The following is a 7111-nucleotide window of genomic DNA, read 5'->3' on the forward strand; positions in this document are numbered from 1 at the left end:
CGCCGCCCAGTACATCGTGCTGGGCGCCGAGGACGACATCATCCATGGCGGCGGCGGCAACGACACCGTGGGCAGCAAGGGCGGAAACGACCAGGTCTACGGCGATGCCGGCGACGACATCGTGTTTGGTGGCGCGGGCAACGACCTGATGTCGGGCGGCACGGGCAGCGACCGCCTCAACGGCGGCACGGGCTTCAACGTGGCACTGCAGGAAGGAAAGCGCAGCGACTACTTGATCACGCTCGACGGCGCGGGCATCAAGCTCACGCATATCGCCAGCGGCAGCGTCGACTGGCTGGTCGATGTCCAGCAGGTACGCTTCGAGACTGGACCAATCCTCACGGTCGCGCACAGTGCCGCTGAAGAAGCCGCGGCCTTCCTGTTTCAGAAGTGGATGGGACGCGACCTGACGCCAAGCGAAGGCGCAGTGATCCAGACGCTGCATGGGCTGAGCGCCGTGCAAGTCGCGGGCCTGTTTGCCCAGGTCTACCCGCAGCAGGCAGCCGGCAAGACTGCGCAGCAGCTGCTCGACGGCATGGAGGCAGCTGGCGCCATCCGCGTGGATGCCGATCGCCACACCAAATACGTGGCCGATGCGGGCGACAACACGTTCACCCCCACCCTGGGCCTGGCCTGGAACCTGGACGGCGGCGCAGGAATCGACACCCTCGTTTTCCCAGCCACGCTGGCGGAAACGTACATCGAGGCAAGTGCCACAGGTTTCACTCTGCAGCGCATGACCGACGGCGCAATGCTCGAGCTGTCCAACGTGGAGCGCTTGACGCTCAACGACACCCAGCTGGCGCTGGACCTCGACGGCCACGCGGGCGAAGCCGCCAAGCTGCTCGGCGCGCTGGGCGGTGTGGGCTTGCTCGACAACCAGCCGTTGGTCGGCGAAGTGATTCGTGCGCTGGATGCGGGCGTAAGCGCGCAAAGCCTGGCACAGCTGGGCCTGCAGGTGCTGGGTGCGAAGACATCGCTCGAAGTCACGCAACTGATCTGGACCAATGTCGTGGGCAGCGCCGCAACTCCGGCGCAGTTGCAGCCGTTCGTCAACCTCATGGCACAGGGCGTGACGGGCGGCGAACTGGCGGTGCTGGCCAGCCATCTGGAGCTGAACGCCACGCGCATCGATCTAGTGGGCCTGGCGGCCACGGGCATCGAGTTCGCCTGACAGGTCAATGGTGGAGGGCACAGCGCCTCGCCCACCACTGCGGCATTCGAGGCAAGGCGGCCAGTGGTATTGGCCAGTTCACGGGCATCTTCAGCGGCTTTGCCGCTCAGGCCATACCCTATCGCGCAGCAAGTCACTCGGGTGAGATGAGCGATCGCCTGCAGTTCGCCAGCCCTTCGACACCATCGCTGCAGGCCTGGGCCGCGCCGCGCGCGCCTATCGAGCATGGAAAGCCGCCCATCCATGACGCAACGTCTTTTGCGGATAAATCCCCCAAAGACGCATGGATGCTGGGGTACGACTTGAGAAAACACTCTCCAAAAAGCCGTAGAATCCGCGCCAATCTTCAACAGCGGGTTGGACTTCAAAACCTTGGATCGCGTGTTCAAACAACGTTTGAACAATCGGCAAGATGTCTCCGCTGCTGAAAAGCCTGCTATCTAAAACATAGCAGGCTTTTTTGTATCACGTGAAAATACCTCCTGTTTGGCCTACCGATGAAATGAAACGAAAGCCCGATGTTTGCGCTTATGTCGCATTTCCATCGTTCGCGCCGGTACAGGCTTTCGCTCCCTCCCCTTTTACCTATTGCCCCATCGCTTTGAAAGCCTGCACGCGCGCGCTTGAGAAAACGGAGACAGAATGAAATTCAACAAACTCACCACCTGGGTACTGATCGCGCTGGTTGCCGGCATCATCGTCGGCTACATCTGCAACACGGCTCTTTCCGCGGAATCTTCCAAGGAAGTTGCGAGCTACTTCTCCGCACTGACGGAAATCTTTCTTCACCTGGTGAAGATGATCATTGCCCCGCTGGTGTTCGCCACGCTGGTGGTGGGCATCGCCAGCATGGGGGACGCCAAGAGCGTGGGCCGTGTGGGTGCCAAGGCGCTGGGATGGTTCGTCACCGCCTCGCTGATTTCCCTGCTGCTGGGCCTGCTCTGGGCCAATGTGTTCCGGCCGGGCGACGGCACGCATCTGACGCTGCCGGATGCAAGCGCGGCAACCCACCTCAAGACAGGTTCGCTGGATTTCAAGCACTTCATCGTCGGCATCTTCCCCAAGAGCATCTTCGAGGCGCTGGCCACCAACTCCGTGCTGCAGATCGTCGTGTTCTCGCTGTTCTTCGGCTTTGCGCTTTGCACCGTGAAGAGCAAGACCGGCGACATCATCAAGTCGTTCTTCGAGGAACTGGTGCACGTGATGATCCGCGTCACCGACTATGTGATGCTGTTCGCGCCGGTGGGCGTGTTTGCTGCCGTGGCCGCAGCGATCACGGTGCAGGGCCTGGGCGTTCTGGGCACCTACGCCAAATTCATCGCGAGCTTCTATTTCGCCTTGGCGACGCTGTGGCTGGTGCTGATTGCGGCCGGCTACGTCGTGCTGCGCAAGCGGGTGTTCAAGTTGCTGAGCCTGGTGAAGGCGCCGACGCTGATCGCGTTCTTCACGGCGAGCAGCGAGGCCGCCTACCCCAAGACCATGGAGCAGCTCGAGAAGTTCGGCGTCAAGGATGAAGTCACGGGCTTCGTGCTGCCCATGGGCTATGCCTTCAACCTCGACGGCTCGATGATCTACCAGGCGTTCGCGATACTGTTCATTGCACAGGTGTATGGCATCGAAATGTCGTTCGCCACCCAGCTGTCGATGCTGCTGGTGCTGATGATCAGCAGCAAGGGCATGGCCGGCGTGTCGCGCGCTTCGCTGGTGGTGGTCGCCGCGACGCTGCCGCTGTTCGGCCTGCCCGAAGCGGCCTTGCTGCTCATCATGGGCATAGACGTGTTCCTCGACATGGGTCGCACCGCGACCAACGTCATCGGCAACAGCATCGCCACGGCCGCCGTGGCCAAGTGGGAAGGCAAGCTCGGCGAGACGCTGCCCGACAGCGAGGAGCTGCTGCCCGCACAGGCCCGGCCGGTCGCAGCGCCAGAGATCACCGCAGGCAACGGCCATCCCGCATAACCTTGCCGCAGCGATGACTTTGCTGCGCCGGACGACGGCCCGGGTCATGACCGGGCAAACTGTCGCCCGCTACGGTGGCCGGGTTCGGCCCCCAACCCGTCACGCGCGCAAAACCGGCCGCACGCAAGTCATGTGCGGGCCATTGCCCACCGGCCTGGCCCGGTGTGCCGCAATGCCACCGGTTACAGGAACAAGCGCGGACAGCAGCGATGAATTGTGGGCGTCAGGCGCGCACCCCCCTCGACACGGTGATCCGCTGAAGCGGTGACCCGCCTGCGAAGCCAGTGAATGCGGCCGGCACCGCGTTCCTGTCGATCACTGATCGCCAGCGATACGGTACGGGTGCCAAGCCACACGCCGCTTTCTTTCCATTCCAACCGATTCGTCCAAGAGACGGAGTATTCTCATGCGGAAATTCAAAATATGGGGGCCTAGCCTGCTGGCCCTTCTGGCACTTGCGGGTGTCCTGTTCCTCTACTGGCCGCTTCATCAGCGGTCCGTGCCTGCGGCCGAAAACGACAAGCCCGTGGACGTGGTGCTGGTCGGCGGCGGCATCATGAGCATCACGCTGGCCACCTACCTGCAGGAGCTGCAGCCCGACCTGAACGTGCAGCTGTTCGAGCGCCTCGACGGCGTCGCGCTGGAAAGCTCCAATGGCTGGAACAACGCTGGCACCGGTCACTCGGCCTTCGCCGAGCTGAACTACACGCCCGAGCTGCCCGACGGCTCCATCGAGACCAAGCGCGCGGTCGGCATCGCCGAGCAGTTCGAAGTCTCGCGCCAGTTCTGGTCGCACCAGGTCAAGCTGGGCCGCCTGTCCCAGCCCTCGGACTTCATCAATGCGACGCCGCACATGAGCTTTGTCTGGGGCGAAGACCGCATCGAATACCTGCGCAAGCGCCACGCGGCGCTGGTCAAGAACCCGATGTTCTACGGCATGCAGTTCACCACCGACGCCCAGCAGATCAAGCAGTGGGCGCCGCTGGTCATGGAAGGGCGTGACCCCGGCCAGAAGGTGGCGGCCACCTATATGCCTCTGGGCACGGACGTCAACTTCGGTGTGATCACCAACCAGCTGACGCGTGGCCTGCAAAGCAACCCGAACTTCAAGCTGCAGGTGCAGCATGAAGTCACGGCGCTGCGCCAGGGTGACGACAAGATCTGGAACGTCACCGTCAAGGATCTCAAGAACGGCCAGGAACGCACCGTCAAGTCGCGCTTTGTCTTCATCGGCGCGGGCGGCGCCGCGCTCAAGCTGCTGCAGATGTCGGGCATTCCCGAAGCCAAGAACTATGCCGGCTTCCCGGTCGGCGGCCAGTTCCTGGCGTTCAAGGCACCGGCCGTGGCCGAGCGCCACAAGGTCAAGGTCTACGGCATGGCCGAGACCGGTTCGCCGCCGATGTCGGTGCCGCACATCGACTCGCGCAAGCTCGACGACAAGCCCGTGGTGCTGTTCGGCCCGTTCGCGCTGTTCAGCACCAAGTTCCTCAAGGAAGGTTCGTGGTTCGACCTGTACTCCTCGGTCAACCACAACAACGTGGCCGGGATGCTCAAGGTCGGCAGCGAGAACCTGGACCTGGTGAAGTATCTGCTGCAGCAGGCCGAGCTGAGCGATGCCGATCGCCACGCCGAGCTGGTCAAGTACTACCCCAACGCCAAGCGCGAGGACTGGGAGCTGGTCACCGCCGGCCAGCGCGTGCAGATCATCAAGAACGATCCGGAAAAGGGCCCTCTGCTGCAGTTCGGCACCGAGATCGTGACCGACCAGAACAAGACCATTGCCGCGTTGCTAGGCGCCTCGCCGGGCGCATCGACCGCGCCGCCCATCATGCTGAACCTGCTGGCCCAGGCTTTCCCCAAGGAAATGGAAGCCGGCTGGAAGGAAAAGCTCAAGGAGATCGTGCCGTCGTACGGCCGCAAGATCAACGACAGCGCGGCGCTGACCAATGAGATCCGCGCCATGACGGGCAAGGCACTGAACCTGCCTTACCTCGAAGTGCCCGTCGCGGCGCCAGTGGCTGACCAGGCTGCGCCCGCCGCGCCTGCTGCCGCGCCGGCTCCTGCGCGCAATGCCAATACGGAAATGCAGGCCCTGTAAGAAAGCCGCTTACAAGACGCCCGATGCCGCCCATCGGGCGTTTTGCATTGGGGCCCCGGTCTCGCCTGGCGTTCAGGCGCTGGCGATCGCCGCGCGCAGCGCCGCGATGAAGTCGTCGACCGGGCGCTGGGAAATGTCGCCGCGCGGCATCAGCGCGCGCACTTCGATGGGAATTTCCGGCGTCACGGTGCGCATGTGCAATTCGGCCACCTGGCTGGCCTGGGCCGTGAACGAGTCGATGATTGCCGGCCCGAAGCCCTGCTCGGCGAGTACCATCGCAATGTGATGCGTCTGCACCGACATGCCGCCCACCGGCGGCGCGCCCATGCGCGAGAACTGGTCCGCGAGCATGGCGCCCAGCGGATCGCGCTCATCGATGCGGATGAAAGGCTCGCGCATCAGGTCCTCGAGCGCGACCGTGCTGCGCCGGTCGTCGCCCTTCTTGCCCACGCGCGACACGCACACCAGCCGGCCCGTGGCGATATGCGCCTCGTTCAAGCCCGCATGCATGACACTGCCATAGACGATGCCCACATCGCCTTCCTGCAGTGCAATCGCGCGTGCAATCTCGTTCGAGTGCAGGGTGCGCACCGATATCGCGATCTTGGGGTGGCGCTGGCGAAACAGGCCCAGCGCATCCGGCAGCGCCCGGATCGCGAGCGAAGGAACGATGAGAATGCGCAAGCCCCGGCTCGAATCGCCCTCCCCCAAGGCCTGGGCGAGCCGCTTGACGCTTTCGAGCTGCGTCATGAGCTTTTGCACTTCCACATACAGCGCATGCGCTTCGCGCGTGGGCACGAGGCGGCGCCGCTGGCGCGTGAAGAGCTGGTAGCCCAGCTGCAGCTCCGCGAGCTGCAGGCTCTGCGTCGCGGCGGGCTGGGTCACATGCAGCAGCTTGGCCGCGCCGCTCACGGTGCCGGTCAGCATCAATGCATTGAACACTTCGATGTGCTTGAGCCGCATTCCGGTCTCCTTTTCGTCGGAGCGGAATATTAGCCGGGCTTATGAACTGCGGCGCGATTGCTATGACATGGCCCCTGTGCGTTGCCTAGGATTGCGGCATGCAGATTCGCCGCTCAAAATCTCTGAAAACCGCCTTGCGCCGCCGCTTTCACGCCAAGGCTCCCCTGAACGCCCATCCCGGCGCATTGCCCGGGCTGATCGGCGTGCTCGGCGGCATGGGCCCGCTGGCGACCGTGGACTTCATGCACAAGCTGGTCCAGGCCACGCCCGCGACGCGGGACCAGGACCATGCGCCCGCGCTGGTCAGCTCCATTCCGCAGATTCCTGACCGCACCCAGGCGTTTCAGGGCAAGGGCGAGTCGCCCCTGCCCGCCCTGGTCGCCTGCGCGCAGCGGCTGGAGGCCGCAGGCGCGGCAGTGATCGTGATTCCCTGCAACACGGCCCACCTGTGGTTCGACGCTATCCAGGCCAAGATCGCCATTCCCATGCTGCACATCGTTGACGCGACGCTGCAGATGGCTTGGGCCGGCACGGGCGCCGCCCCGCGCCTGGGCTTGTTGGCAACCGAAGCGACCATGGCGTCAGGCCTTTACACGCGCCGCGCGCATGGCACAGCGGTGGAGTGGCTGCTGCCCGGCGCCGGCGAAATCCGCGACTGGGTCACGCCGGGCATTGCCGCCGTGAAGGCCGGCAGGCTCGATGCAGGCCGGGCGCTGCTGCTGCAGGCGGCCCAGGCGCTGCAGCGGCGCGGTGCGGCGGCCGTGGTGCTGGGCTGCACCGAGATTCCCGTGGTGCTCGACGACGCGAACTGCCCGCTGCCCACCATCGATGCGACGGCGGCGCTGGCGCGACGCGCCGTCGATTGGTCGCGGCACATGCGCAGCCGCTAGCGGGCGCGCGAGCCCACGCGGCGCGCA

At 64.5% G+C, this 7111-nt stretch carries 4 protein-coding genes and 1 pseudogene; 4 read left to right on the forward strand and 1 reads right to left on the reverse strand.

The window, feature by feature from the left end; genetic code table 11:
* The 3 genes and pseudogenes from RR928_RS23635 to mqo all read left to right on the forward strand — a co-directional run.
* Window positions 1–1174: pseudogene (locus RR928_RS23635) on the forward strand (hypothetical protein); the annotation flags it as partial.
* Window positions 1175–1816: 642 nt separating this feature from the next.
* Window positions 1817–3133 (forward strand): dicarboxylate/amino acid:cation symporter, encoded by a 1317-nt coding sequence (locus RR928_RS23640; RefSeq protein WP_332540124.1) that lies wholly within the window; start codon window positions 1817–1819, stop codon window positions 3131–3133.
* A gap of 406 nt (window positions 3134–3539) precedes the next feature.
* Window positions 3540–5231 carry a malate dehydrogenase (quinone) gene (gene mqo / locus RR928_RS23645; protein ID WP_332684497.1) on the forward strand — a complete coding sequence of 564 codons (1692 nt, stop codon included), beginning with the start codon at window positions 3540–3542 and terminating at the stop codon, window positions 5229–5231.
* A 72-nt stretch (window positions 5232–5303) separates the two neighbouring features.
* On the opposite strand, the gene RR928_RS23650 is transcribed toward mqo, so the two are convergent.
* The gene (locus tag RR928_RS23650) at window positions 5304–6194 is read right to left on the reverse strand and encodes a LysR family transcriptional regulator (RefSeq protein WP_332540126.1); all 891 of its coding nucleotides are present in this window, start codon (window positions 6192–6194) and stop codon (window positions 5304–5306) included.
* Between the two features lie 98 nt (window positions 6195–6292).
* On the opposite strand from RR928_RS23650, the gene RR928_RS23655 reads away from it, so the two are divergent.
* Window positions 6293–7084 (forward strand): aspartate/glutamate racemase family protein, encoded by a 792-nt coding sequence (locus RR928_RS23655; RefSeq protein ID WP_332684500.1) that lies wholly within the window; start codon window positions 6293–6295, stop codon window positions 7082–7084.
* The last annotated feature ends 27 nt before the right edge of the window (window positions 7085–7111 follow it).

The organism is Comamonas sp. (genome assembly GCF_036666375.1).
Lineage (GTDB): Bacteria > Pseudomonadota > Gammaproteobacteria > Burkholderiales > Burkholderiaceae_C > Comamonas.